This is a genomic window from Streptomyces sp. NPDC002467 (assembly GCF_042889825.1).
Taxonomy (GTDB): domain Bacteria; phylum Actinomycetota; class Actinomycetes; order Streptomycetales; family Streptomycetaceae; genus Streptomyces.
This window is the reverse complement of sequence record NZ_JBIARJ010000024.1, coordinates 40,894-67,635: the sequence shown is the minus strand read 5'-3', so window position 1 is coordinate 67,635 and position 26,742 is coordinate 40,894. Positions and strand designations below refer to the sequence as shown.

The window sequence follows — 26,742 nt, the reverse complement described above, 5'->3', positions numbered from 1 at the left end:
CCCGTCGTTCCGGCCCGATCTCTTCAAGGACACCATGACCCAGCACCTCGCCGACGCACTCCCCACCTCCACCGGCACCCTGCCCGGCTGGTGGAGAGAAGCGGTGATCTACCAGGTCTATCCGCGCAGCTTCGCCGACTCCAACGGGGACGGCATGGGGGACCTCGAAGGCATCCGCAGCCGACTGCCCTACCTGAAGGAACTGGGCGTCGACGCCGTCTGGCTCAGCCCCTTCTACGCCTCCCCGCAGGCCGACGCCGGCTACGACGTCGCCGACTACCGGGCCATCGACCCCATGTTCGGCACCCTGCACGACGCCGACGCCGTGATCCGCGAAGCCCACGCACTGGGCCTGCGGATCATCGTCGACCTCGTCCCCAACCACTGCTCCGACCAGCACGAATGGTTCAAGCAGGCGCTGCGCGAAGGCCCCGGCACGCCACTGCGCGAGCGCTTCCACTTCCGCCCGGGCCGGGGGGCCGACGGCGCGGAACCGCCGAACGACTGGGAGTCGATCTTCGGCGGTCCGGCCTGGACGCGCGTCACGGAGCCGGACGGCACCCCCGGCGAGTGGTACCTGCACCTCTTCGCCCCCGAACAGCCCGACTTCAACTGGGAACACCCCGCCGTCCAGGACGAGTTCCGCTCCATCCTGCGCTTCTGGCTCGACCTCGGCGCCGACGGCTTCCGCATCGACGTCGCCCACGGCCTCGTCAAGGCCCCCGGTCTGCCCGACCTCGGCCGCGGCGAGCAGCTCAAGCTCCTCGGCAACCAGGTGCTGCCCTTCTTCGACCAGGACGGCGTCCACGAGATCTACCGGTCGTGGCGCAAGGTCCTGGACGAGTACGCGGGCGACCGCATCGGCGTCGCCGAGGCCTGGACCCCCAGCGCCGACCGCACCGCCCTGTACCTGCGCCCCGACGAGCTCCACCAGGCCTTCAACTTCCACTACCTGAACACCGGCTGGGACGCCGAGGCGCTGCGCGCCACCATCGACGAGTCCCTCGACGCGATGCGCCCGGTCGGCGCCCCGACCACCTGGGTGCTGTCCAACCACGACGTCGTGCGCCACCGCACCCGTTACGGCAGCCTGGACCGGGCCCGCGCCGCCGCGCTTCTGATGCTGGCCCTGCCGGGATCCGCGTACGTCTACCAGGGCGAGGAACTCGGCCTGCCCGAGGTCACCGACCTCCCGGACGAGGTGCGCCAGGACCCCTCCTTCTTCAAGGCCAACGGCCAGGACGGGCTGCGCGACGGCTGCCGCGTGCCGATCCCGTGGTCGGGCGACCAGGCCCCGTACGGCTTCGGCACCGGCGGCAGCTGGCTGCCCCAGCCGGCCGAGTGGGCCGGCCTGAGCGTGGCCGCCCAGACCGGCGACCCCGACTCCACCCTGGAGCTGTACCGCACCGCCCTGCGCCTGCGGCGCGAGCGGCCGGAGCTGGGCGCGGGCGAGGGCGTGGAGTGGCTGGAGGCGCCGCGGGGCGTACTGGCCTTCCGCCGCGGGGACTTCGTGTGCACGGCCAACACGACGGCCGAGGACGTCCGCATGCCGGCGGCGCCGGGCACCCGGGTCCTCCTGGCCAGCACGGTGCTGTCCGCGGGCGACACGGACGTCCTCCCCGCCGACAGCACGGTGTGGTGGCAGGTGTGACCTCCCCGTCGGGCTCCCCGCTGCGGCTGACGGACATCGCCTCGCAGGCCCAGGTCAGCGAGGCGACCGTCAGCCGCGTGCTCAACGGCAAGGCGGGCGTCGCGGCCGGCACCCGTCACAAGGTGCTGGCCGCGCTGGACCTGCTGGGCTACGAGCGTCCCGTACGGCTCAAGCGGCGCAGCAACGGCCTGGTCGGGCTGCTGATCCCGGAGCTCACCAACCCGATCTTCCCGGCGTTCGCGCAGGTCATCGAGCAGGCGCTGGCCGGGCACGGGTACACGCCGGTGCTGTGCACGCAGACCCCGGGCGGGGCGACGGAGGACGAGCTGGTCGAGCAGCTGGAGGAGCGCGGGGTCACGGGCATCGTGTTCCTGTCGGGCCTCCACGCCGACTCGTCCGCGGATCCGTCCCGCTACCAGCGACTGGCGGCGCGCGGGGTCCCCTTCGTCCTGATCAACGGCTTCAACGAGGCCGTCAACGCGCCCTTCATCTCCCCGGACGACCGGGCGGCGGCCGAGATGGCCGTACGACACCTGGAGGACCTGGGCCACCGGCGGATCGGCCTCGCGATAGGGCCGACGCGTTACGTCCCGTCGGCACGCAAGGAGCAGGGCTTCCTGTCCGCCGTTCCGTCGGCGGACGCCGAAGGCCTGGTCCAGCGCACCCTGTTCACGGTCGAGGGCGGCCACGCCGCGGGCATGGCCCTGCTGGAACGCGGCTGCACGGGCATCGTCTGCGGCAGCGACCCGATGGCCCTCGGCGTGATCCGGGCGGCGAGGGAACGCGGCCTGCGGGTCCCGGAGGACGTCTCGGTGGTCGGCTTCGACGACTCCCCCCTGATCGCCTTCACGGACCCCCCACTGACCACGGTCCGCCAACCGGTCCGCGCGATGGCCACGGCCGCGGTGGGCGCCCTCCTGGAGGCGGTCTCGGGCACCCCGGTCCAGAGGACCGAGTACGTCTTCCAGCCGGAGCTGGTGGTGCGGGGGTCCACGGGGCAGGCGCCGGTGTCTTAGGGGGGCCGGTGTCTCAGGGGTGCCGGTACGGGTTCACGCGCGATCGGGACTTCTGCACCCTCGGCCCGGCTCCCTTGGCCCGTGCTTGCCCACCCGCCCCCTTGCCTGCGGTCGGGGGGTGGGGGTGGTCGGCGCCCCGGCCGGTCGGCAGCCAGAGAGGGTTGGGGTTTCCCGTCGGTCCCACTGTCCTTCCGCGTCGGGCCGGCCTGTCAAGGGCGCTCCTCCTTCGTCGTCGCGTCGCTGCGCGATCGCCTTCGGCGACCCTTGACAGACCGACCCGCCACGGAAAGACAAGGACCAACGGGAAACCCCCAAAAGAACGGGCCGGGAGGAACAGCAACCACCGGGCGGGACAGCGATGTCCGACCCGACTCCGGCCCAGCGGGCCCGCTCCCCATCAGCCCCTCCAGACCACCGGCCGGGCCGGGCAGGCGGCCACCCCGCCCCAAATGCCGACCACAAGCGCCCCATCGGGGGGAAGGGCGCGTCACATCGCTACGCGCTCCTCATTTCTCAGCGTCCGCGACCCGTCTGGGGCTGATAGGCGGGTCAAAGGGGCGGTCGTTGGCCGACGTCTCAGAGGGTGGTCCGGGTCACCGGGATCCACAGCTGTGCGTTGGACTGCGCCGGGTCGTCCTGTGACGGGCGGGTACGCAGGATCTCCGGTCCCGGACGGTACTCGTACGGGTTGGACGGCATCCATTGGGCGGCCACGTCGCCCCACATCTGCTGTAGGGCCTGCGGGAACGGGCCGGTGTTCTCGAACACGGCCCAGGTGCCCGCCGGGCAGTCCAGTACGTCGAGGTCCTCGGGCAGCTCGGGGGTGGTGGTGACCACGGCGTGGTAGTAGTCGAGTTCGCTGCCCTCCTCGAAGCCGTCCGACAGGCGCACGGTCGCCGACACCACGCCCTCCGGGTCCTGGTCCGAGAGTTTGGCGATCTCCAGCATCTTCTCCGGCGGGATGCTCCGGATGTGCTCGGCGATGTGCGGGTTGACGCCCTGGTAGATCAGCGGGACGCGGGCCTTCCTGCCCACGACCCGGAATGCTTCCTTCTCCACGATGCGGTAGCGCATGGTGCTGTTCCCTTCGACGGTGAGGCGGAAGGACAACCGGGGTTGCGAGGTCAGGGCCGCGCCGGTACGCCTGGCCTCGCCGGGGCCGATGCCGTGCACGGCGCGGAACGCCCGGGCGAAGGCCTCGCCCGAGGCGTAGCCGTAGCGGATCGCGATCTCCAACAAGGTCGGCCTGCCGGCCAGGACTTCGGCCCCCGCGACCGTGAGCCGACGGCGTCGGACGTACTCCGACAGCGGCATCCCCGCCAGCGACGAGAACAGCCTCCGGAAGTGGTACTCCGACGTGACCGTGATCCGCGCCAGCGCGGCCACGTCGATGTCCCGGTCGAGGTGACCCTCGATGTGTTCCATGGCCTGGTTCAGCCGATCCAGCAACCCCGGTCTCCTTCCCTTTCGATCACCACGTTAGGAAGCACCCAGCCTGCCGCACCCGACATCCTGTGCCCGCTCCGGTCGGGTGGACCTCCAGGGCCCGGCGGCCTGCCGCGATGAAGCTGTCCAGCCTGCTCTCCACGTTGTCGAGGAGTTTGAGTCACCCCGGACGGCCACCGGACGCCGTCGAGGAGAAGCGCGTGGCGATCCGGTGCGAGACCAGCCCCAGACGGGTCGCAGACGCTGAGAAATGAGGAGCGAATTGAAATCGAATCATCGGTACCGCCCCGGCGGTGCGGGCCGTGAAGCCGGCCGCTGCCCGAACAGGGACGGAATCGCGGGCGTGTGCCGAGGGGTGAACTCGCCGCGGTGGGGCCCGAGTCCAGGGGCGCCGTCCAGCGGACACGCCTCGGAAACAATTCTGCAATCTCTTGCGCAAACCCTTGCAGCCCTCCTGCCTGGCACCTACGGTCGCTCCAATCCCCACCTCTTCCGCCAGGAGGCCCCCGCATGCCTGCCAGAGCCGCCAGAGCTGCAACTCTTTTCAGCGCCACCACGGCACTCGCCGCCGCCGCACTCGCGGCAGGCACCCTCACCGCCGTCGCGCCGCAGGCGCAGGCCGTGCCCCCCGGGCAGAAGGACGTCACCGCCGTCCTCTTCGAGTGGCGCTTCGACTCCGTGGCCAAGGCCTGCACCGACAGCCTCGGTCCCGCCGGATACGGCTACGTGCAGGTGTCGCCGCCCCAGGAGCACGTCCAGGGCGGCCAGTGGTGGACCTCCTACCAGCCCGTCAGCTACAAGATCGCCGGGCGGCTCGGCGACCGGACGGCCTTCAAGAGCATGGTCGACACCTGCCACGCCGCCGGCGTGAAGGTCGTCGCCGACTCGGTGATCAACCACATGGCCGGACCGGCGGACGCCGGCGCCACCTACACCGGGACCGGCGGCTCCACCTACAAGAAGTACGACTACCCGGGCACCTACTCCGGGTCCGACATGGACGACTGCCGGGCGACGATCTCCAACTACCAGGACAAGGCGAACGTCCAGAACTGCGAGCTCGTGCAGCTCGCCGACCTCGACACGGGCGAGGAGTACGTCCGCGGCCGGATCGCCGGGTATCTCAACGACCTGCTGTCCCTCGGGGTGGACGGCTTGCGGATCGACGCCGCCAAGCACATGCCCGCCGCCGACCTCGCGAACATCAAGTCCCGGCTGACGAACCCCTCCGTGTACTGGAAGCAGGAAGCCATCTACGGCGCCGGCGAGGCCGTCTCGCCCTCCGAGTACCTCGGCAACGGCGACGTGCAGGAGTTCCGGTACGCCCGCGACCTGAAGCGCGTCTTCCAGAACGAGAACCTCGCCTACCTGAAGAACTTCGGCGAGGCCTGGGGGTACATGCCGAGCGCGCAGTCCGGTGTCTTCGTCGACAACCACGACACCGAGCGCGGCGGCGACACCCTCACCTACAAGGACGGCTCCGCCTACACGCTCGCCGGCGTGTTCATGCTGGCCTGGCCCTACGGATCCCCCGACGTGCACTCCGGCTACGAGTGGACCGACAAGGACGCCGGGCCGCCCAACGGCGGTACGGTGAACGCCTGTTACTCCGACGGGTGGAAGTGCCAGCACGCCTGGCGGGAGATCTCCTCCATGGTCGCCTTCCGCAACACGGCCCGCGGGCAGGCCGTCACCGACTGGTGGGACAACGGCGGCGATCAGATCGCCTTCGGGCGCGGCTCCAAGGCGTACGTGGCGATCAACCACGAGACGAGCGCCCTGAGCCGGACCTTCCAGACCTCCCTCCCGGCCGGCGACTACTGCGACGTGCAGAGCGGGCGCGCGGTGACCGTGGACTCCGGCGGTCGGTTCACCGCCACGCTCGGGGCGGGGACCGCCGTCGCGCTGCACGTGGGCGCCCGCACCTGCTCCGGTACCCCGGCCCCGGCCCCGGTGGCGACCGGAGCCGCCTTCGCCGTCAACGCCACCACCGTTCCCGGCCAGAACATCCACGTTGTCGGCGACCGCGCCGAACTCGGTGCCTGGAACACCGGCGGCGCGCTCAAGCTCGACCCGGCCGCCTACCCCGTCTGGAAGCTCGACGTCACGCTCCCGCCCGGCACGTCCTTCGCGTACAAGTACGTCCGCAAGGACGCCGCCGGCAACGTCACCTGGGAGAGCGGCGCCAACCGCACGGCCACCGTCCCCGCGAGCGGCAAGGTCACGCTGAACGACACCTGGCGCGGCTGAACTCCGCCGAACCGCCCGCCCCACCGACCAGGGCCGCCCGGCACCATCCTCCCCGTCCCCCAGACTCCGTCCGGGGGACCCCCAGGCCGGGCGGCCCTCATCCATGCGCTGTCCAAGCGATCCGTACACAAGGAGATCCGCCTTGATACGCCCAGCCGCAGGAGCCCTCGCCGCCGCCCTGGCCGTGACCCTCCTGCCCGCGCTCCCGGCCGCGGCCGCGGCCGCACGGCCTCCCGCCCCGCCCTCGGACGCGAAGCTCGCCGCCGAGCCGGCCCGCCACGACCTGACCCGGGAGCAGTTCTACTTCGTCCTCCCGGACCGGTTCGCGAACGGCGACCCGCGCAACGACCGCGGCGGCCTGACCGGAAGCCGTCTGGAGACCGGGCTGGACCCGACGGACAAGGGCTTCTACCAGGGCGGCGACCTCAAGGGGCTCACCGACCGGCTCGACTACATCAGGGGACTCGGCACCACCGCCATCTGGATGGCGCCGATCTTCAAGAACCAGCCGGTGCAGGGCAAGGGGACCGACGTGTCCGCCGGCTACCACGGGTACTGGATCACGGACTTCACCCAGGTCGACCCGCACTTCGGCACCAACGCCGACCTGGAGAAGCTCATCGACAAGGCCCACCGGAAGGGGATGAAGGTCTTCTTCGACGTCATCACCAACCACACGGCCGATGTCGTCGACTACCGGGAGCAGTCGTACTCCTACCTGTCGAAGGGGGCCTTCCCGTACCTGACGAAGGACGGGGTGCCGTTCGACGATTCCGACTACGCCGACGGGAAGGGGAAGTTCCCCGCGGTCGACGCCGGATCCTTCCCGCGGACCCCCTTCGTGCCCGACGCGAAGAAGAACCTGAAGGTCCCGGCCTGGCTCAACGATCCGGCGATGTACCACAACCGGGGCGATTCCACCTTCGCCGGCGAATCCTCCGACCAGGGCGACTTCTTCGGCCTCGACGACCTGTGGACCGAGCGTCCCGAGGTCGTCGGCGGGATGGAGAAGATCTACGAGAAGTGGGTCGAGGACTTCGACATCGACGGCTTCCGCATCGACACCGTCAAGCACGTCGACACCGGGTTCTGGACGCAGTGGGCCACGGCCCTCGACAAGTACGCGGCGCGGCACGGGCGCAAGGACTTCTTCATGTTCGGCGAGGTCTACTCCGCCGACACGGCCGTCACCGCCCCGTACGTGACGCGCGGGCGGCTCGACGCCACCCTCGACTTCCCGCTCCAGGACGCGATCCGCGCGTACGCCTCCCAGGGCGCGGCGGCCTCGCGGCTCGGCTCGGTACTGGCCGACGACTACCGGTACACCACCGACAAGGCCAACGCGTACGAGCAGGTGACCTTCCTCGGCAACCACGACATGGGCCGCTTCGGGACCTTCCTGAAGCAGGACCGGCCGGGGGCGGGGGAGCAGGAGCTGCTCGACCGGTACCGGCTCGCCAACGAGCTGATGTTCTTCTCCCGGGGCAACCCGGTGATCTACTCCGGTGACGAGCAGGGCTTCACGGGCGCCGGCGGCGACAAGGACGCCCGCCAGCCGCTGTTCGCGTCGAAGGTCGCCGACTACCTCGACGACGACCAGCTCGGAACGGCGCGCACGCACGCGAGCGATGCCTACGATCAGGGTCACCCGCTCTACAAGCAGATCAGTGCTCTCTCGAAGCTGGTGAAGGACCACCCCGCCCTGCGCGACGGCGTCCAGAGCGAACGCCTCGCCGACGGGTCGGTCTACGCCTTCGCCCGGACCGACGCGCGCAGCCGCACCGAGTACCTCGTCGCCGCCAACAACGGCCCCGAGGCGAGGACCGTGGAGCTCGACGCCCCGGCCGGCGCCCTCTACCGCACCCTCTACGGCGCCGGCGGCACCGCCCTCACGTGGTCCTCCGCCGCCGGCAAGCTCACCGTCTCCGTCCCCGCCTTCGGTTCGGTGGTGCTGCAGGGCGCGGCCCCCCTCCCCGCCCCCACCGCCAAGCCCGCCCTCACCCTGAAGGCCCCGGCCCCCGGCGCCACCGGCACCGTCGAGCTCTCCGCCGACGTGACCGGCCCCGGCCGCGGCCCCGGCGCCCTCGACCGGGTCGTCTTCGCCGCCCAGACCGGCAACGGCCCCTGGCAGGTCCTCGGCTCCGCCGACCACGCCCCCTACAAGGTCACCCAGCACATCGACGCCACCACGACGGCCGGCGCCGCCCTGCGCTACAAGGCCGTCGTCGTCGACTCCGCCGGCCGCACCGCGAGCGCCCTCGCCGAGTCCGTCACCGGCCAGGTCCCGCCCGTCCCCGTTCCCACCGCCACCCAGCGCGACTACGCCGTCGTCCACTACAACCGGCCCGACGGCGACTACGCGAACTGGCGGCTCTACGCCTGGGGCGACATCGCCGACGGCGAGCAGACCCCCTGGCCGGAGGGCCACGGCTTCACCGGCCGCGACGCCTACGGCGCCTTCGCGTACGTCCGCCTGAAGCCCGGCGCCTCCTCCGTCGGCTACCTCGTCATCGACAAGGACGGCAACAAGGACGTCTCCGCCGACCGCACCATCGACGTCACCAAGACCGGCGAGGTCTGGCTGGAGCAGGGCAAGGAACCCGCCCGCACCGACCCGCCCGCCCACCCGCCGCAGGACACCACCAAAGCCGTCCTGCACTACCAGCGCCCCGGCGGCGCCTACGACGGCTGGGGCCTGCACGTCTGGACGGGCGCCGCGAACCCCACCGACTGGTCCAAGCCGCTGATGCCCGTCCGCACCGACTCCTACGGCGCGGTGTACGAGGTCCCGCTCGGGGCCGGTGCGACCTCCCTGAGCTACATCCTCCACAAGGGCGACGAGAAGGACCTCCCCTCCGACCAGTCCCTCGACCTGAAGGCCACCGGACACGAGGTCTGGATGCTCGGCGGCAAGGAGAAGTACCTCCTCCCGCAGCCCGCCGGCTCCTCCGCCGCCCTCGACCTCACCAAGGCCCAGGCCGTGTGGATCGACCGCGACACCCTCGCCTGGAACGCCCCCGCCTCCGCCGCCTCCGTGCAGCTCCTCGCCTCCCGCGACGGCGCGATCAAGGCCGCGGGCGGCACCCTCGACGAGGCCGGCGCCCAGTGGCTGCGCCTCACGAAGACCGAGCTCACCGCCGCGCAGAAGCAGAAGTTCCCGCACCTGGCCGCGTACGCCGCCTTCACCGTCGACCCCCGCGACCGGGGCCGCGTACGCGACGCCCTGCGCGGGCAGCTCGTCGCGAGCGCCCGCGCCGCGAACGGGGCCGTCCTGGCCGCGACCGGCGTACAGCTCGCCGGGGTGCTGGACGACCTGTACGCGAACACGGCCGCCCTCGGCCCGGTCTTCAAGGACGGGCGGCCCACCCTCTCCGTGTGGGCCCCCACCGCACGGCAGGTCTCCCTCGAACTCGACGGCGGCACGGGCGGCGCCCGGACCGTCCCGATGCGCCGCGACGACTCCACCGGCGTCTGGTCCGTGCGCGGAGACCGCGACTGGACCGGCAAGCGCTACCGCTACGCCGTCACCGTATGGGCCCCCAGCACCGGACAGGTCGTCCGCAACCTGGTCACCGACCCCTACTCCACCGCCCTCACCGCGGACTCCACCCACAGCCTCGTCGTCGACCTCGCCGACCCGAAGCTCGCCCCGCCCGGCTGGAAGGACCTGCGCAAGCCCGCGCCCGTCCCCTTCACCTCCGCGCAGATCCAGGAGCTCCACATCCGCGACTTCTCCGTCGCGGACCGCACCAGCGGCCACCCCGGCCAGTACCTGGCCTTCACCGACACCGGCTCGGCCGGCATGCGGCACCTGCGCGACCTGGCCGCCGCCGGGACCTCGTACGTCCACCTCCTCCCGGCCTTCGACATCGGCACCATCCCCGAGAAGGCCGCCGACCGCACCGAACCGGCCTGCGACCTCAAGGTGTACGCGCCCGACTCCGACCGGCAGCAGGCCTGCGTGGCCGCCGCGGCCGCCAAGGACGCCTACAACTGGGGCTACGACCCGCTGCACTACACCGTCCCCGAGGGCAGCTACGCGAGCGACCCCGACGGCACGGCCCGCACCGTCGAGTTCCGCCGCATGGTCCAGTCCCTCAACGGGGCCGGGCTGCGCACCGTCATGGACGTGGTCTACAACCACACCGTCGCCGCCGGACAGAGCGACAAGTCCGTCCTCGACCGGATCGTCCCCGGCTACTACCAGCGCCTGCTGGCCGACGGCAGCGTCGCCAACTCCACCTGCTGCGCCAACACCGCCCCCGAGAACGCCATGATGGGCCGCCTCGTCGTCGACTCCGTCGTCACCTGGGCGAAGCAGTACAAGGTCGACGGCTTCCGCTTCGACCTGATGGGCCACCACCCGAAGGCCAACATCCTCGCCGTCCGCAAGGCCCTCGACGAGCTCACCCCCGCCAAGGACGGGGTCGACGGCAAGAGGATCGTCCTCTACGGGGAGGGCTGGAACTTCGGCGAGGTCGCCGACGACGCCCGCTTCGTGCAGGCCACGCAGAAGAACATGGCCGGCACCGGCATCGCCACCTTCTCCGACCGGGCGCGCGACGCCGTCCGCGGCGGTGGCCCCTTCGACGAGGACCCGCGCGTCCAGGGCTTCGCCTCCGGCCTGTTCACGGCCCCGAACGCGTCACCCGCCAACGGCACCCCGGCCGAGCAGAAGGCCCGCCTCCTGCACGACCAGGACCTGATCAAGGTCGGGCTGTCCGGCAACCTCGCCCCGTACGCGTTCACCGACAGCACCGGCCGCCGCGTCAAGGGCTCCGAAGTGGACTACAACGGGGCCCCGGCCGGCTACGCGGCCGCCCCCGGCGACGCCCTCGCCTACGCGGACGCCCACGACAACGAGTCCCTGTACGACGCCCTCGCCTACAAGCTGCCCACCGGCACGAGCACCGCCGACCGGGCCCGCGCGCAGGTCCTCGCCATGGCGACGGCCGCCCTCTCGCAGGGCCCGGCCCTCTCCCAGGCGGGCACGGACCTGCTCCGCTCCAAGTCCCTCGACCGCAACTCCTACGACAGCGGCGACTGGTTCAACGCCGTCCACTGGGACTGCCGGGACGGCAACGGCTTCGGGCGGGGCCTGCCCCCGGCCGCCGACAACGCCTCCAAGTGGCTCCACGCCAAGCCCCTCCTGACGGAGCCGGCCCCGGGCTGCCCGGACGTCACCGCCGCCTCGGCCGCGTACCGGGACCTGCTGAGGATCCGTACGACGGAACCCGACTTCGCCCTCGCCACGGCCGAAGCCGTCCAGAACCGGCTCGCCTTCCCGCTCTCCGGCAAGGACGAGACCCCGGGCGTGATCACCATGACCCTCGGCGACCTGGTGGTGGTGTTCAACGCCACCACCACCGAGCAGCCCCAGCGCGTACCCTCCCTCGCGGGCACCGGCTACGCCCTGCACCCCGTCCAGGCCGCCGGCTCCGACGCCACGGTCAAGCGGTCCGCCTACGACACGAGGACGGGAGAGTTCACCGTCCCGGCCCGCACCGTCTCGGTCTTCACACGGCGGTGAGCCGGTCCAGCCGCTTCTCCAGCAGGATCACCCCGTAGATCTTGCCGTCCTTCCCCTCCTTGTGGGGGAACTCCCCGGCCACCCGGTAGCCCGCACCCTGGTAGTACGCGAGCAGCCGGGGGTTGGTGGAGACGCAGTCCAGCCGCGCCCGCTCCCGTCCGGTCCCCGCGATCCGCCGCTCGGCGTGTTCGAGCATGCGGCGCCCGGATCCGGCGGGCGCGGCCTCGCGTTCCACCATCAGTCGGTGCACGTAGCCCGCCACGGGCGGCTGCACGCCCCAGGCCTCCTCGTCGGACCACCACAACTCGTACGCGCCGATCACCCGCCCGTCGGGGTCCCCGGCGAGCCACACCTCCCCGTCGCGCATCCGCGCGCGGAAGTGGTCGGCGTCCTTGTCGCCGGGCTTCCACTGGTCGATCCCGTTGGCCTGCATCCACCGCGCCGCCCGGTCGTACAGGGCCACCAGGGTGCCGGCGTCCTTCTCCACGGCCTGCCGGAACAAGATCCCGTCGTCAATGATCACGCGGGCATTATCGGTGAAGGGGGGAGGGGGCGCCACAAGATCATTGAGCGGCGGGGGCTCCCGGAACCAGCAGCGCGAGACGCCCGACCAGCTCCCCGAAGGGCCCGTCGGCCGGCTCGTCCGCCAGGATCCGTACGAGGATCCCCGCCATCTCCGCGTCGTACGCGGCGCTCACCGCGGCCAGCGCGGCGAAGTCGTGCACCAGCTGCAACTCCAGCTCGGCGCGCGGGATCCGCCGCCCGTCCAGCCAGATCAGCGCGGTGGACTCGGCGAGCGACACCCAGGACCGCACCACCAGTTCGAGGCGGGCCGGCGGATCCTCGACCCCGATGCCCAGATGGGTCAGGATCTGCTCGTAGGCGGCCTGCCGGACCTCGTCGATCATGGCGTTGGCGCGGCTGCTGCCGGCCGCCGGACCACCCCGCATCAGCGCCGAGAAACCCGGCCCGTGCTCGTCGACGAAGGCGAAGAACCGCCCCATCACCCGCAGCAGCCGCGCCCCCAGCGGCCCCTCCCGGGGCTCGTCGAAACGCGCCGCGAGGTCGTCGGCGGCCCGGCGCAGCGCGGCCTCGTACAGGCTCAGCTTGCCGGGGAAATAGTGGTAGACGAGCGGCCGGGATATCCCCGCGGCCGCCGCGATCTCGTCTATGGACACGTCGTCGGGCGAGCGGTGGCTGAACAGCTCCAGGGCAACCCCGATCAGCTGCTGCCGCCGCTCCTCGACACCCATCCTGCGCCGCACGCCGGTTGTCATGCGGGACACCCTACTTCGGACCGGTCAGAGGTCCAGGACGAGGCGGTCCCCCTTCGCGCGCGAGACGCAGAGCAGCATCGAATCCTCGCGTTCGCCGTCGGTGAGTAGCTCGTCGCGGTGGTCCACCTCGCCCGCCAGCACCCGGTGTTGGCAGGTCCCGCAGAACCCCTGCTCGCAGGAGTACGGGGTGGCGGGCAACTCCCGGCGGACCGCGGCCAGGGCCGACTCGTCCGCACCGACCTCGATCTCGCTCCCCGAGCGGTGCAGTTCGACCGTGAAGGGCCGTGCGGGGCCGGGCGCCCCCGCCGGGGCGAAACGCTCCAGGTGCACCGCCGCCGGATCCGGGGCGGCCGCCGTGACCGCCGCCATCAGGGGTTCGGGTCCGCAGCAGTAGACCAGGGTCCCGGGCGGGACGGAGGCGAGCACCGACAGGTCGGGCAGCCCCGTCTCGTCCTCCGGGGCGAGCGTGACCCGCTCCCCGTAAGCCGCCAGTTCGGCCAGGAACGGCATCGAGGCGCGCGAACGGCCCCCGTAGAGCAGGGTCCAGTCGGCTCCCGCCTCGGTGGCGGCCCGGAGCATCGGGAGGATCGGGGTGATCCCGATGCCGCCCGCGACGAACGCGTACGAGGCCGCCGGGACCAGCTCGAACCGGTTGCGCGGCGGGCGCAGTTCCAGCTCGGCGCCCTCCACCAGCCGGCCGTGCGCCTCCCGGGAGCCGCCCCGGCCGTCCTCGATCAGCCGGATCGCGATCGTGTACCGGCCGGAGTCCGCCGGGTCCCCGCACAGCGAGTACTGGCGGACCAGCCCCGAGGGCAGGGTGATGTCCACGTGCGCGCCCGGGGTCCAGGCCGGCAGTTCGGACGACTCCACGGTGAGCCGGAGCACCCCTTGTGCGGCCTCTCCGCGCGAGACGATCAGCGCGCGCAGCGTCCGGCGCGGGGAGTGGCCGGACACCGGGGTCTCCAGGGCGGGCAGCGGCCAGAGCGGGGACTTCCCGATCCGGCGGCTCAGCGCGCGCTTGGCGACCCAGGCGGCGCCCGCGACGGCGGTGACGGCGAGGGCGCGCCTCATGCCTTCGTCCCGGCCGGCGCGGCGTGCGGGGCGAGCCCGCCGTTGGCCCCGGGGGAGGAGGCGAGGTAGGCCACCGCCTGCGCCGTCGAACCCTCCTGCGAGGGGTGGTACGTACGGGAGAGGTACTTCGGGATGGACTTCAGCATGGCGCCCGTCGAGGGCAGCACACCCTGCTGTCCGGCCCGGAAGAACTGGCCGAAGGAGGCCTTGCCGTCGACGAGGTGGGGGTCGTTCTCCATGAAGAAGCGCACCCCGCGCTGCCAGAGGAAGACCAGCGCCGAGAAGGCCGTGGCCCAGGTCCTGGCCCGGCGGCGGTAGTTGCCGTCCACGTGCATGAAGAGGTCGAAGGCCACCGAGCGGTGCTCGACCTCCTCCGCCCCGTGCCAGCGCAGCAGGTCGAGCATCATCGGGTCGGCGCCCCGCCGGTCCAGCTCGTCCGCGTTCAGCACCCAGTCGCCGAGGAACGCGGTGTAGTGCTCGATCGCGGCGATCATCGCGACCCGCTCCATCAGCCACCAGTGGCGGGCCTTGCCCGGGGGCAGGGTCCGGTCGCCCAGCAGCTTCTCGAACAGCCAGTCCACCTGCGCCGTGTACGGGGTCGGGTCCAGGTCCAGCCGCTTGAGGTGGGGGAGCACGTCGTCGTGCGCGGCGGCGTGCATGGCCTCCTGGCCTATGAAGCCGATGACGTCCGCGCGCAGCCGCTCGTCCGTGATGTGCGGGAGCACCTGCTTGTAGACGTGGACGAACCACCGCTCGCCGGCCGGCAGGAGCAGGTGCAGCACATTGATCATGTGCCCGGCGAACGGGTCGTTCGGCAGCCAGTGGAGCGGGGTGTCCTCCCAGCGGAAGGCCACGTTCCGGGGGTTCAGGTCCATGTGTTCCGACGCCACGGGGGCGGGCGCGAGCGGCGTATTAGACATGGCGTCAATGTACTGATGGGTAGTGGAGAGGAAAAGCCCTCTGCGCCCACTTCCTGCATGCGCGGCCGGAGCCGCCCGCGCGGCCTGGGGGTTGACGCGGGCGTGACGTAAGCCGGGACCCTTCGTTGGTCCCGGCATGAAGATCAAGAACATGCTGGTGACCGGCTTCGCGACCGCTGCCGCCCTTGCCGCCGTGGCCCCCGTGGCCTCCGCCGACACGGGTACGGCCACGACCCCCCAGAAGGTCGGCGCGGCGACCGCCACCGCCGACGTCTTCGGGCAGGCCCACCACGACCTCGGCCTCGACCGCATCGGGGACCACGGCAACGTCGAGACCCTGAAGGCCTCCCCGCTCACCGTCGGAGTGGCCGACGGCATCGCGGAATCCCCCGAGACCGTGTCCGCCCTCGCGGGCCCGGTCGACGGCCTGGGCGGAACCGGGGAGCTGGTCCTGCCCACCGGCTCCTGACCGCGCCGCCGCAGCCGGCCCCTCCTCCCGGTGGAAACCGGAGGAGGGGCCCTTCTCCGCGAACGGCCCCGACCGGCGGGCGGGGGCTAGCGCAGCACCCCCGCCTTCGACCCGTCCGTCAGCTTGCCCGACAGGTCCACCTGCGCGCCCTCCTTGGCCTTCACCGCCAGCCGGTTGCCGTTCACGGACCCGTTGACCCCGCCACCCGACACCGACAGCGAGGCGAACTGCGCGCTGCCCGCGGCCAGTACGTACCACTGCCCCGCACGGGACTTCCACAGCACGCCCGCCAGCACCCGCGGTTCCCGCGATCCGCACGCCGGCGAACCCTCCGCCTTGGCCGCCTGCGCGGCGAGCGTCGCTCCCGGGGTCAGGAACTGCGCCTGCACCCGGTCCGCCGCGCCCTGCCAGGTCTCGGCCCGCGTGCACAGCCAGGTCGCCGTCCCGTCCCCCTCCGGCAGCGGCTGCTTCGCGTACGTCCAGGCGTTGACCGTACGGACCCCGTGCGAGCGGACCGAGGGGAGCAGACAGGCGATCTTCGACCAGTCCGCGAGCTCCGCCCCCTCCGTCACGTCCCGCTCCGCACCCGGCGCGCCCGACGTCAGCCGGGCCGGGGTCAGTTCGCCGAGGTCGGTGATCAGCCGGGTGGCGCCGTCACCGGTCAGCGCCAGCGCGTTCCAGCTCGTGCAGTTGCCCGCGGGAGCGGGGCCCGGCACCGGCGGGGTCACCCCGTCCGCGGTCGGCTTCAGCGCCACCGGGGCATCACCCGGCTTGAGCAGGTCCCGCAGGGCCGCACCCGTGACCCAGGGCGCCGTCAGGTAGCGGACATTGCCGTCGACCCGGCTGAGCACCAGCGCCGTGGCGGTGTCCGCCGAAGCGCCGTCGGTCCGGGCGAAGTCGAGGGCGGCGCCCGCGGAGCCCGTACGCGGTTCGGCGTAACGGACCACGCGCAGGCCGTCGTACAGCAGGACCACCACGGCCTGGTCGACGGCGCCCGCGAACAGCAGCTGCGCCGGACCCATCGGCGGCCCGGACGGCGTGCCCGGGGTCGCCGAGACGACCACGGAGGAGCCGGGCCGGGCCCAGACGGCCAGCGCCCGCCGCAGCAGCGCGGAGTCGGCGGCGCGGTCACCGCGGGCGGGCCAGGTGGAGAAGTCCGTACGGGACGACGCCCGCCAGAGCGCGGCCTCGGCGCGGACCAGCTTCGCCGGATCCAGGGCCTGCTCGGCCGCGGCGTTGCGGGAGTACACCGGCGCGGCCGCGCCGTCCGCGCCCCACCCCCCGCCGGGCAGCGCGAGCAGGGTCCCGCACACCGCGAGGGCGGCCGCGGCGGCGAGGCCGGCCCGCACGAGACGACGGCGGCGCAGCAGGTCGGTGGGCCGGGCCTGGAGCACGCACGGGTCGAATTCGGGGGAGGCGAAGAGGGCGTCGTTCGCCGGGTCCCCCGACTCGGTGACCGCGGCGGCCGGATCCGCGACCCCGGCCTCGGTGAGCACCCGCAGCACCTCGGGTTCCGGCAGCCGCTCCAGCGCCCGCAGCGCGCACGCGGCCCGGCCGGGCCCGTTCAGCGTGGCCAGCCACTGGTCGAGGGCGAGCTCCTCGGCCCCGCCCGAGCGGGGGAACAGCCGCAGCCCCCACACCTGGGGGAGCAGCGGCGGGAGCTGCGCGCGGCGCGGCAGGGCGCGGAACGTCAGCGGGATCCCCGCCTCCAGCGCGGCGCGCAGCACGCGCAGTCGCACGTACGCGTAACCCGGGTCGCCGGACCCGCCGTTCCGCTGACCGGGCACCCCGCCGGGAACCCCGCCCTGCACGGCCGCGGCGGCCGCCACCGCGTCCCGCCGGCCGCGCGGCAGCGCCCGCTGGGCCAGAGAGTGGGCGGTGAGCACCCGGCGGTTGCGGCCGAGGGCGGGGGGCAGCACCAGGTAGGCGAGCCGCACCAGCCGCGGGTAGTGCTCGACGATGGCGGCCTCGGCCTGCTCGACGTCGGGCGTCACGGGAGACGGGGGGCGGGTGGCGGTATCCGGCGCAGTCACGTTCAGCAGAACGAGCGAATGGTCGGATGGTCACCCGCGGGTGGGGTCCGCGGCCGGCGCCCGCGGGGTGGAGCGTCGCCGTCAGGCGATCAGCCGGGCGCGCAGCGCCTCGACCTTCTCGTCGGACACGCCGAGCCCCTCGCGCACGTACTTCTCCATGGAGCCGTAGCGCGTCTCGACCTCGTCCAGCGCGGCCTCCAGGTAGGAGGGGAAGACGCCTATCAGGGCGAGCGCTATGTCCGGGTCGCCGCCGGCCGCGGTGAAGCCCTCGATCATCGGGGCGAAGGCCTGCTTGACCGCCGGGTTGACGGACAGGTACTCGGCCATCAGGGTCTCGTCGTCCGCGCCGAGCAGCGACAGGATGATCGTGGCGCCCCAGCCCGTACGGTCCTTGCCGGCCGTGCAGTGGAAGAGCAGCGGGCCCGCCTGCGGGTCGGCGAGCTCCTCCAGCAGCATCCGGTACGAGGCCTGGGCGGAGGCGGTGCCGACGAAGGACCGGTACACGTCGGCGAACAGGGCCTGCGCCTTGCCGCCGCCGAGGCGCTCCTCCGCGACCACCGGATCCGACAGCAGGTCCTTGAGCTGGGCGGCCGCGGGCATCTTGCCGGAGCTCATCTTGTCCGCCAGCACATCGCAGACCAGCGACTTCACCCCGGCCGGAACCCGGTCGGGGTGGTCGGTGCGCTCGGCGGTGCTGCGGAAGTCGATGACGGTGGCCAGCCCCAGCGCGGCCACCACCGGGTCGGCGTCGACGTCGAGCCGGTCGAGCTGTCCGGAGCGCAGGACCAGGCCGGAGCGTACGGTGCGGCCGCCGGTCAGCGGGGTACCGCCGAGGTCGCGGAGGTTGGCGACGGTGGTGGAGGGCGTGGCGGTCATCGTGGCGGCTCCGGCGGTAGCGGTATGCGGTTGGTTCGAGCGGTAGGCGTGGTTCAGGTAGTTCAGGCGATTCGTGTCATTTTCCGGTGTTTCGCATCGGAAAGACAATCGAGGGCCAGCGAGATCCCGACCCCGATCCCCAGCGCCGCCAGGTGCCCGACGTCCGTGAACGTCCTGCCGCGTTTGACCACGGGCGCCGCCGCGAGGGCGAGCAGCCCGATCCGGGCGGAGGTGCGCACCGCTCCGCGCGGTAGTGCCGAGGTCAGCGCGCCGAGTACGGCGTTGAACCCGTAGCTCGTACCGACGTCCAGCGCGCCCCGGGTCTGCGGATCGGTCGTCCTGCGCAGGGCGCCGTACACGAGGAGGGTCGCCGCCGCGTGCCCGAACAGGAACACCGCCGCCGTCCACCAGGCGCCGTACGCGTACTCGGCGTATCCGAGCACCGCGACGAGCAGCAGCGCGTACGGCAGGGGCATGGGCTCCTCGACGACGAGCGCGCTGGTCAGCAGTGTTTCCCAGCGTCCGGCCGCGAGGTTGTCGACGTTCGTCGAGCAGTCCCGGAGCAGCCGCTCCCGCTCGGCCGGCTCCAGCCGGTCCAGGGCGTGCGCCCCGAGCTGGACACCGCCGGAATACGCCACTCCCAGAGGAATCGGATTCACCGCCCCATGATCGGATACGGCCCTCCGGCGGCCGGCACCGGGCCCCGTGCGAACATATCCCGGCCATGTCCATGACCCCCGCGCCGATGCGCGCCACGCGAGCCGCGACCTTCGCGGCGATGTGCGTCGCTTTGGGTGCTGCGGGGCATTCGTACATGTCCGGTACGGACATCTCCCTCGCAGGGCTCCTGTGTGCTTTCGCGGTGACCGGCGGGCTCGCCTGGACGGCCACCGGACGACGCCGGGGCCCCGTCGGGATCGGCGCGGCGGTGCTCGCCGTGCAGGGGGTGCTGCACCTCGTCTTCTCCGGGAGCCAGGCGGCGATGCCGGCACCCGGGCCCGTGCACCATCACATGCCGGACATGGGTGCGGGCATGGACATGTCCGGGATGGACATGGGGGCGATGGGCTCCGCGGCCCACGCCGCCGCCGACACGAGCGCCATGGCCGGGATGGCCGACATGGCCGGGCACGGGGGCGTCGGGATGATCGCCGCGCACGTGCTCGCGGGGCTGCTCTGCGCCGCCTGGCTGGCCCGGGGCGAGGCCGCGGTCTTCCGGCTGGCCCGCGCCCTCGGCGCCGCCGCACTGCACGCGGCCCGGCCGCTCGCCCGCGCGTTCGCCCTCGCGGCGGCCCGGGTGGCCGCCCCGCCCGCGCCACCCGTCCTCCGGCCCCGGTCCGAGCGACCGCGCAGGCTGCGGGGCGCCCTGCACGCCCACGCCGTGGTGCGCCGGGGGCCGCCCGCGTACCGAGCGTTCAGCACCACGGCCCCCGGCCACCCTGCCCGCGCCTGACCGGCGCACTCCTCGGCGAGGAGGAGGCGAGACCCGGGGCCGCCTTCCCCATGTCTTCGCCAACCCCTAGGACCCACATGTCCCTCGACGAGGCCCAGGACGTCCGCACCCCGGACGCCGACCCCGACACCACCGCCGTACCCAAGAAGCGCCCCGGCGGCTGGGCCGCCCTGCGGCCGCTGCTCCTGCGCATGCACTTCTACGCGGGGCTGCTGATCGCCCCGCTGCTGTTCCTCGCCGCCGCCACCGGGCTGCTGTACGCCGGTTCCTGGCAGGCCGAGAAGATCCTCTACTCCCACGAGCTGACCGTCTCCAAGGTCGGCGACAGCACCCTGCCGCTCAGCGCCCAGGTCGAGGCGGCCAAGGGCGCCGCGCCGGAGGGCGAGGTCGTATCCGTGTGGCCCGGGCCCGACGCGGAGGCCACCACCCGGGTGATCATGGAGAAGCCCGGTCTCCCCGAGGGCGAGACCCTCACCGTCTTCGTCGACCCGTATACGGCCGAGGTGCGCGGGCAGCTCGCCACTTCCGGTGACGCGCTGCCGCTGCGGGCCTGGCTGAGCGAGTTCCACGCGAGCCTCCAGCTCGGCGAGTTCGGCCGGAACTACAGCGAGATGGCCGCCGGCTGGATGTGGGTCGTCGCCCTCGGCGGACTCGCCCTGTGGATCGGCCGACGCCGGGGGCGCCGGGCCGAACTCGTCCTCCCGGACCGGACGGCCACCGGCCGCCGCCGCACCCTGTCCTGGCACGGGGTCGTCGGACTCTGGTCCGTCGCCGGGCTCGTCGTACTGTCCGCCACCGGTCTGACCTGGTCGAAGTACGCCGGCGAGAACATCGGGCAGCTCCAGGACCGCCTCGGCGGCGCCACCCCCAGCGTCTCCGCCAAGCTGAAGCCGGGCGCCGGCGCGGCCGACGGGGGCGACGAGCACGCCGGCCACGTCATGCCCGACGGCACGCAGATGGACATGCCGATGCCGCCCACCGCGGACATCGGCCTCGACAAGGCCGTGGCCGCCGCCCGCGCCGCGGGGGTCACCGAGGAGCTGCGGATCACCCTGCCCGCCAAGGGCAAGGGGTACGTCGTCAAGGAGCAGGACAAGCAGGTGCCGGTGCACCTGGACGCGGTCGCCATCGACCCCGCCGACGGCAAGGTCATCGACGAACTCCGCTTCGCCGACTACCCGCTGCTCGCGAAGATGACCCGCTTCGGCATCGACCTGCACATGGGCAAGACCTTCGGGCTCGTCAACCAGATCGCACTGGCCGCGCTCGCCGTCGCCGTGATGTTCCTGGTCTTCTGGGGCTACCGGATGTGGTGGCTGCGCCGCCCGACGAAGGACCGCGGGCTGTCCGTCGGCCGCGCCCAGCCGCGCGGAGCCTGGCGGAAGCTGCCGGTCACCGTGCTGCTGCCGCTGGTCGCGGTGACCGCGGTGGTCGGCTGGTTCGTCCCGCTGCTCGGGATCAGCCTGGTGGCGTTCCTGGTGATCGACGTGGCCCTGGGCCTCGTCGCGGCGCGGCGCGGCCGGGCGGCGGTGGCCGCCGCGGAGTGAGCTGACGCGCCGCGGGCCCGTACCCCTTCCGCTTCGGAGGGGGTACGGGCCCGCACGCGTGGCCGCCCCGTTTCAACGGGCCGGTCAGGGGGCGTACTTGTACCCCACCCGGCGGACCGTCTGGATCGTGTTGCGGTGGGCGGCGCCCAGCTTGCGGCGCAGGCGGGCGATGTGGACGTCCACGGTGCGGCCGTCGCCGACGTGCCCGTAGCCCCAGACCGTGGTCACCAGCTGGTCGCGGCTGTGCACCCGGTGCGGGTGCTTCACCAGGTGCGCCAGCAGCTCGAACTCCAGGTACGTCAGGTCGAGCACCTGCCCGTCGACGGCGGCCGTGCGCTGCGCCGAGTCGATGCGGACCAGGGCGTCGTCGGCGCCGCGGTCGGCGTCCGCGTCGGGGGCGAAGGAGGGCGCCGGGCCCGCCACGGCGTGCGGGGCGAAGGCGATGGGCGGCTGCTGGTCCGCCGGCACGAGCACCAGGTACCCGATCATCGGCGGCTGCCCGGGCAGGGTCGGCAGGGTGTGCTGTGGCGCGGGGAGCCAGGTGGCGCCGGGCGGAAGCAGATCCGCCACGCGGGCCACCTCGTTCCGGTCCACGGCGCGCAGCCGGTGGCGCGGACTGGGGGGATAGGACAGGGGGGTCGCAGCGGAGGCGGAGGCCGAGGCGGAGACGAGGGAACGGGTGTTAGCCATGAGTGGTCAGCTCTTTCACGCGGAGGAATCGGCAGGAGACGTGCGTAGTGGCGTACGTCATCGGTGTCGTTCCGCGCAGACCGAAGGCCTGGGACGGCTCAGGTGGGAGATCCCGGAGGCTTTAGAGGGCCGGCGCGTTCTTCGCGCGGCAACACACCCGGTCGAAATCGTGGTCCTGACGGGACGGCCAGAACGGCTCGAGGTCGCTGCGACCCGACGAGGTGTACGAGGTGTACGAATGGCTGGCCATGGCCCCATTCAAGCAGAACCCCGCCCCCGGGGGCAGGCCCCGTCTCACGTCGTGGATCGGAATCTCAAATTCGACTGCCAACACCCCATGAATTCCGGGTAAATGCCCCTCGCCCGTCCTGGCCGGCCCTCGTCCTCTCTCGACCGGCTCTCGACCCGCCGCGGCCCGACTTCGGCCGTTCCCCGGGGACGACGACGCCCGCCGGGCCACGAGGGCTCGGCGGGCGTCGTCGTCAGGAGGGTGGTGCGGGAACCGGAGGTCGGGGACCCGGGGGTCAGACCAGGCCGTCCTTTTCCAGGCCCGTGCAGCAGGTGTCCACGATCAGGCGGGTCACCACGTACGGGTCCACGTTCGCGTTCGGGCGGCGGTCCTCGATGTAGCCCTTGCCGTCCTTCTCCACCTGCCACGGGATGCGGACCGAGGCGCCGCGGTCCGAGACGCCGTAGCTGAACTCGTTCCACGGGGCGGTCTCGTGCAGACCCGTCAGGCGCTCGTCGATGCCCGCGCCGTAGTTCTTCACGTGGTCGAGCGGCTTGCTGCCCTCGCCCAGCGCCTCGCACGCGGAGATGATCGCGCGGTAGTCCTCGCGCATCGCCTTCGTGGAGAAGTTGGTGTGCGCGCCGGCGCCGTTCCAGTCGCCCTTCACCGGCTTCGGGTTCAGCGTCGCGGAGACGTTGAAGTCCTCGGCGGTGCGGTACAGCAGCCAGCGGGCGATCCACAGCTGGTCCGAGACCTCCAGCGGGCCGACCGGGCCGACCTGGAACTCCCACTGGCCCGGCATGACCTCGGCGTTGATGCCGGAGATGCTCAGGCCCGCCGCGAGGCAGTGGTCCAGGTGCTTCTCGACGATGTCGCGGCCGAAGATCTCGTCCGAGCCGACACCGCAGTAGTAGCCGCCCTGCGCGGCCGGGTAGCCGCCGACCGGGAAGCCGAGCGGGCGGACGCCGTCGAAGAAGGTGTACTCCTGCTCGATGCCGAAGATCGGCTCCTGCCCGGCGAACTTCTCGGCGACCGGACGCAGCAGCGCGCGGGTGTTCGACTCGTGCGGGGTCATGTCGATGTTCAGGACCTCGCACAGGACGAGGATGTTGTCGCCGCCGCGGATCGGGTCCGGGCAGGAGAAGACCGGGTTGAGCACGCGGTCGGAGGCGTGGCCCTCGGCCTGGTTCGTGCTCGATCCGTCGAAGCCCCAGATCGGCAGCGCGTCGCCGTCGGACAGGATCTTCGTCTTGGAGCGAAGCTTCGCCGTCGGCTCGGTGCCGTCGATCCAGATGTACTCAGCCTTGTAGCTCACGGGCCCCATCCTCAGACTCTGCGGGTGCTCTGCCGGCCGCTGCTCTGCTTCATTGCTGCGCTGCGGTGATGACCGCAGCGTGCCCGCCCGCGATTTCCCTTCCGTTGCCCGTGTGTGAACCCCGTGTTACCGAGGTTTGCGCCGCAGGTCGGGTGGGCTGTGCGGGACGGAAGCCGGTCGGAGGCCGGGCGTCCGTCCGGGTGGGCGACGGGTGGGCGACGGGTGGGCACCGGGTCGGGTGCCGCGTGGGGCAGACTGGGCCCGTGAGCATTTCGTCTGATTTGAGCTCGGTCCAGGACCCCCGCCCCAGGGTCGGGCTGCTGGGCACCGGCCCCTGGGCCCACCGCACGCACGCCCCCGCCCTCGCCGCGCACGCCGGGTCCGAGTTCGCCGGAGTGTGGGGCCGCAGGCCCGATGCCGCCGCCGAGCTGGCGGCCGAGTACGGCGTGAAGGTGTACGAAGACCCCGACGCGTTGTTCGCCGACTGTGACGCCGTGGCCTTCGCCCTGCCGCCCGACGTCCAGGCCCCGCTCGCCGTGCGCGCCGCCGCGGCCGGCTGCCACCTGCTGCTCGACAAACCCGTCGCGACCACCGTCGCGGACGCCCGGGCCGTCGCCGACGCGGTGGCGCGCCACCGGGTCGCCTCCGTCGTCTTCCTCACGCTGCGCTTCGCCGAGCCGACCGCCGGCTGGGTCGAGGAGCAGGCCGGACGGGAGGGCTGGTTCACCGCGGCCGCCCACTGGCTCGGCGCCGTCTTCCCGCCCGACGGCACGCCCAGCGCGTACGCCGACTCGCCGTGGCGCAAGGAGAAGGGCGGGCTCTGGGACGTGGGCCCGCACGCGCTGTCCGTACTGATCCCGGTCCTCGGCGACGTCACCGCCGTCAGCGCCACCCGGGGCCCCTCCGACGTGGTCCAACTGGCCCTGCGGCACGCCTCCGGCGCGGCCAGCACGGCCGTCCTGAGCCTGGGCGCCCCGCGCGAGGCCGCCGGAGTGGGACTCGAACTGCGCGGCACCGAGGGCGTGTACGCGCTGCCGGGCTGGAGCGATGTACCGGGCGCGTACGGGCGGGCCCTGGACGCGCTGCTCACGGCGGGCCGCACCGGGGTACCGGATCCGCGCGACGCGGAGTTCGGGGCGCGACTGACGGAGATCCTGGCGGAGGCCGAGGCGCAGCTCCCGGGCTGAGTCCGTCGGGGTCGGGGGCGTCCCCTGTCGGGGGCGTCCCCTATTTGATGACCGCGTTGGCCACGATGATGACGAGGCCGATCGTGGCGTCGGCCAGGCCGATGAGGAGCGCCGAGCCGAGCCGGTAGCCGACCCGGAGCGCCACGAACGAGCCCCAGGCGAAGAGCAGCGCCGTGTTCAGGCCGAGTCCGACGGCGGTCACGCCCGAGCGGTCCCAGCCCGTGATCCCGGCCGCGATCAGCAGCAGCACGGTGGGCAGGGTGGCCACGATCATCGGCCACTCGTTCCACAGCGCCCGGACGAGCGCGTGCCACCGGTGGGCGGCGGAGCCGCGGTGGTGGGTGGTCATGTGGTGGGAATAGCCGTGCGCGAGGCCGGCGGCGGCCGCCGTCACGAGGACCCAGCTGGCGTCGTAGAAGGGGGTGTACTCGTCGCCCTGCTGGTCGAGCGCGGCGAGCAGCGCACTGGCCAGCACGGTCCCGTACACCCCGCCGAACATCCAGTCGGCCCCGCGCCGGGGAGGGGGGAAGGGGGAGTGGGGACGCGGCTCGGGCTCGGGGTCGGGCTGCGGAGTCGGGGGCGTCGGCTCGGTCACGGCGGGTCCTTTGGTGCGGTTCGTCCGTATTCGCTGTCTCGCCACCCTACGAGCGTCCGGGGCGCGGTACGTCAGGTGGGTGACCGCCGGGGAGCCGATCACCCGTACGCGCTCGAAGTCGGCGTCGGGTGCCGGGGGTACCGGACGGGCCCGTGCCCAGGTGGGCGCTGGTCCGTCCGGTACTCCTTGCGTAGGGTCGGCAGCATGATCACTTGGTGTGAGCGGACCGTGGTGCGGGACGGGGTGCGGCTCTCCTGCCGGGACTGGGGCGGGGACGGGCCGGCGGTGGTCCTGCTGCACGGACTGGCCGGCCACGCCGGTGAATGGGACGCGGCGGCGAGGCACCTGAGCGCCGGTCACCGGGTCGTCGCCGTCGACCAGCGGGGCCACGGGGGCAGCGAACGCCACCCGGCCGACGTCTCCCGCGCCGCGTACGTGGCGGACGTCCTCGCGGTCGCCGACCGGCTGGAGCTGGGCCGGTTCGCCCTGGTCGGCCAGTCGCTGGGCGGTCATACGGCCATGCTCGCCGCCGCCGCGCACCCGGAGCGCGTCCGCGCCCTCGCGCTCGTCGAGGCCGGACCGGGCGGAGGGAAGCCGGAGATGCTCGCCGAGATCGGCGGATGGTTCGACTCCTGGCCCCGGCCCTTCCCCGCGCGGGAGGACGCCGTCGCCTTCCTCGGCGGCGGACCGGTCGGCGAGGGGTGGGCGGCCGGACTGGAGCGGCGCGACGACGGATGGTGGCCGCGCTTCGACCCCGGCACGATGGTCCGCTCGCTGGAGGAGAACGCCCGGCGTTCCTGGTGGGAGGAGTGGGGGCGGGTCGCCTGCCCGACCCTCGCCGTCATCGGCCAGAACGGCATCGTCGACGGGCGGGAAGCCGAGGAGATGCTGCGGCGGAGGCCGGACACCCTGGCCGTGAGCGTCCCGGGCGCCGGGCACGACGTGCATCTGGAACGTCCCGATGTGCTGGGCGGCCTGCTCTCGGAGTTCCTGGCGGTGTGAGCGGTGTGAGCGGTGTGAGCGGTGCGGGCGGTGTGACCGGGGCGAGCGGGCTGGGGGCTCTGAGCGGCAAGGTCCGTGGTGGCGTGCGGGCCTGCGGGGATTCGACGGTGCGGCGCGATGCGGGTGCTCCCGGGCCGCGCACCGCCGGCGCATGATCGGTGATGTCTTCGCCGAGTTGGCGAGTT

20 protein-coding genes are annotated in these 26,742 nt (G+C 72.8%); 9 read left to right on the top strand and 11 right to left on the bottom strand.

Features of this window, described 5'->3' with window-relative positions; translation table 11 throughout:
- The first annotated feature begins 34 nt into the window (after window positions 1–34).
- Together ACFYYJ_RS35690 and ACFYYJ_RS35685 are read left to right on the top strand one after the other, a co-directional pair.
- Window positions 35–1,651, top strand: coding sequence for a glycoside hydrolase family 13 protein (locus ACFYYJ_RS35690; protein ID WP_389138359.1), 1,617 nt, complete (start codon window positions 35–37; stop codon window positions 1,649–1,651).
- Window positions 1,639–2,667 (top strand): LacI family DNA-binding transcriptional regulator, encoded by a 1,029-nt coding sequence (locus ACFYYJ_RS35685; RefSeq protein ID WP_385129112.1) that lies wholly within the window; start codon window positions 1,639–1,641, stop codon window positions 2,665–2,667. The genes ACFYYJ_RS35690 and ACFYYJ_RS35685 overlap by 13 nt, the downstream gene beginning before the upstream one ends.
- Window positions 2,668–3,243: 576 nt before the next feature.
- On the opposite strand, the gene ACFYYJ_RS35680 is transcribed toward ACFYYJ_RS35685, so the two are convergent.
- Window positions 3,244–4,116, bottom strand: a complete 873-nt coding sequence (locus ACFYYJ_RS35680; RefSeq protein WP_389138355.1) for a GyrI-like domain-containing protein — start codon at window positions 4,114–4,116, stop codon at window positions 3,244–3,246.
- Window positions 4,117–4,623: 507 nt separating this feature from the next.
- Here ACFYYJ_RS35680 and ACFYYJ_RS35675 point away from each other — a divergent pair.
- Both ACFYYJ_RS35675 and pulA read left to right on the top strand, forming a co-directional pair.
- Window positions 4,624–6,363 carry a carbohydrate-binding module family 20 domain-containing protein gene (locus ACFYYJ_RS35675; protein ID WP_389138352.1) on the top strand — a complete coding sequence of 580 codons (1,740 nt, stop codon included), beginning with the start codon at window positions 4,624–4,626 and terminating at the stop codon, window positions 6,361–6,363.
- Window positions 6,364–6,466: 103 nt separating this feature from the next.
- Window positions 6,467–11,893, top strand: coding sequence for a pullulanase-type alpha-1,6-glucosidase (pulA, locus tag ACFYYJ_RS35670; RefSeq protein ID WP_389138349.1), 5,427 nt, complete (start codon window positions 6,467–6,469; stop codon window positions 11,891–11,893).
- On the opposite strand, the gene ACFYYJ_RS35665 is transcribed toward pulA, so the two are convergent.
- Genes ACFYYJ_RS35665 through ACFYYJ_RS35650 form a run of 4 tightly spaced genes read right to left on the bottom strand, consistent with a single transcriptional unit; the run spans window position 11,880 to window position 15,161 of the window.
- Window positions 11,880–12,416 (bottom strand): GNAT family N-acetyltransferase, encoded by a 537-nt coding sequence (locus tag ACFYYJ_RS35665; RefSeq protein ID WP_385129103.1) that lies wholly within the window; start codon window positions 12,414–12,416, stop codon window positions 11,880–11,882. The genes pulA and ACFYYJ_RS35665 overlap by 14 nt on opposite strands.
- A 40-nt stretch (window positions 12,417–12,456) precedes the next feature.
- Window positions 12,457–13,170, bottom strand: a complete 714-nt coding sequence (locus ACFYYJ_RS35660; protein ID WP_385129101.1) for a TetR/AcrR family transcriptional regulator — start codon at window positions 13,168–13,170, stop codon at window positions 12,457–12,459.
- A gap of 24 nt (window positions 13,171–13,194) precedes the next feature.
- On the bottom strand, window positions 13,195–14,241 hold the full coding sequence (locus ACFYYJ_RS35655; protein WP_389138344.1) for a PDR/VanB family oxidoreductase: 1,047 nt from the start codon (window positions 14,239–14,241) through the stop codon (window positions 13,195–13,197).
- The gene (locus ACFYYJ_RS35650; protein ID WP_385129096.1) at window positions 14,238–15,161 is read right to left on the bottom strand and encodes a metal-dependent hydrolase; all 924 of its coding nucleotides are present in this window, start codon (window positions 15,159–15,161) and stop codon (window positions 14,238–14,240) included. Before ACFYYJ_RS35650 ends, ACFYYJ_RS35655 begins: the two co-directional genes overlap by 4 nt.
- 136 nt (window positions 15,162–15,297) lie before the next feature.
- Between ACFYYJ_RS35650 and ACFYYJ_RS35645 the strand changes: the two genes are divergently transcribed.
- Window positions 15,298–15,630, top strand: coding sequence for a hypothetical protein (locus ACFYYJ_RS35645; RefSeq protein ID WP_389138342.1), 333 nt, complete (start codon window positions 15,298–15,300; stop codon window positions 15,628–15,630).
- Between the two features lie 86 nt (window positions 15,631–15,716).
- On the opposite strand, the gene ACFYYJ_RS35640 is transcribed toward ACFYYJ_RS35645, so the two are convergent.
- The 3 genes from ACFYYJ_RS35640 to ACFYYJ_RS35630 all read right to left on the bottom strand — a co-directional run bounded on the left by ACFYYJ_RS35640 (window position 15,717) and on the right by ACFYYJ_RS35630 (window position 19,198).
- Window positions 15,717–17,624: a hypothetical protein gene (locus ACFYYJ_RS35640; protein WP_389138340.1), complete on the bottom strand. Its 1,908-nt coding sequence runs from the start codon at window positions 17,622–17,624 to the stop codon at window positions 15,717–15,719.
- Window positions 17,625–17,744: 120 nt separating this feature from the next.
- Complete coding sequence (locus ACFYYJ_RS35635) at window positions 17,745–18,539, bottom strand: tyrosine-protein phosphatase (protein WP_389138338.1); 795 nt, start codon at window positions 18,537–18,539, stop codon at window positions 17,745–17,747.
- A gap of 62 nt (window positions 18,540–18,601) precedes the next feature.
- The gene (locus tag ACFYYJ_RS35630; protein ID WP_385129088.1) at window positions 18,602–19,198 is read right to left on the bottom strand and encodes a rhomboid-like protein; all 597 of its coding nucleotides are present in this window, start codon (window positions 19,196–19,198) and stop codon (window positions 18,602–18,604) included.
- Window positions 19,199–19,263: 65 nt separating this feature from the next.
- On the opposite strand from ACFYYJ_RS35630, the gene ACFYYJ_RS35625 reads away from it, so the two are divergent.
- Entirely contained in the window at window positions 19,264–19,992 is a 729-nt protein-coding gene (locus tag ACFYYJ_RS35625; protein WP_389138336.1) for a hypothetical protein, read from the top strand.
- A 77-nt stretch (window positions 19,993–20,069) separates the two neighbouring features.
- The gene (locus ACFYYJ_RS35620) at window positions 20,070–21,539 is read left to right on the top strand and encodes a PepSY-associated TM helix domain-containing protein (RefSeq protein ID WP_389138334.1); all 1,470 of its coding nucleotides are present in this window, start codon (window positions 20,070–20,072) and stop codon (window positions 21,537–21,539) included.
- A gap of 84 nt (window positions 21,540–21,623) precedes the next feature.
- Here ACFYYJ_RS35620 and ACFYYJ_RS35615 read toward each other — a convergent pair whose 3' ends face one another.
- A complete protein-coding gene (locus tag ACFYYJ_RS35615) occupies window positions 21,624–22,229 on the bottom strand; it encodes a winged helix-turn-helix domain-containing protein (RefSeq protein WP_389138331.1) in 606 nt (201 codons plus the stop codon).
- A gap of 524 nt (window positions 22,230–22,753) precedes the next feature.
- Complete coding sequence (glnII, locus tag ACFYYJ_RS35610; RefSeq protein WP_385365962.1) at window positions 22,754–23,773, bottom strand: glutamine synthetase; 1,020 nt, start codon at window positions 23,771–23,773, stop codon at window positions 22,754–22,756.
- Between the two features lie 269 nt (window positions 23,774–24,042).
- Here glnII and ACFYYJ_RS35605 point away from each other — a divergent pair, with 269 nt between their 5' ends.
- Entirely contained in the window at window positions 24,043–24,960 is a 918-nt protein-coding gene (locus ACFYYJ_RS35605; protein WP_385365963.1) for a Gfo/Idh/MocA family protein, read from the top strand.
- 40 nt (window positions 24,961–25,000) lie between these two features.
- On the opposite strand, the gene ACFYYJ_RS35600 is transcribed toward ACFYYJ_RS35605, so the two are convergent.
- Window positions 25,001–25,555: a hypothetical protein gene (locus ACFYYJ_RS35600; RefSeq protein WP_389138329.1), complete on the bottom strand. Its 555-nt coding sequence runs from the start codon at window positions 25,553–25,555 to the stop codon at window positions 25,001–25,003.
- A 204-nt stretch (window positions 25,556–25,759) separates the two neighbouring features.
- Between ACFYYJ_RS35600 and ACFYYJ_RS35595 the strand changes: the two genes are divergently transcribed.
- The gene (locus tag ACFYYJ_RS35595) at window positions 25,760–26,557 is read left to right on the top strand and encodes an alpha/beta fold hydrolase (protein WP_389138327.1); all 798 of its coding nucleotides are present in this window, start codon (window positions 25,760–25,762) and stop codon (window positions 26,555–26,557) included.
- Window positions 26,558–26,742: the final 185 nt, after the last annotated feature.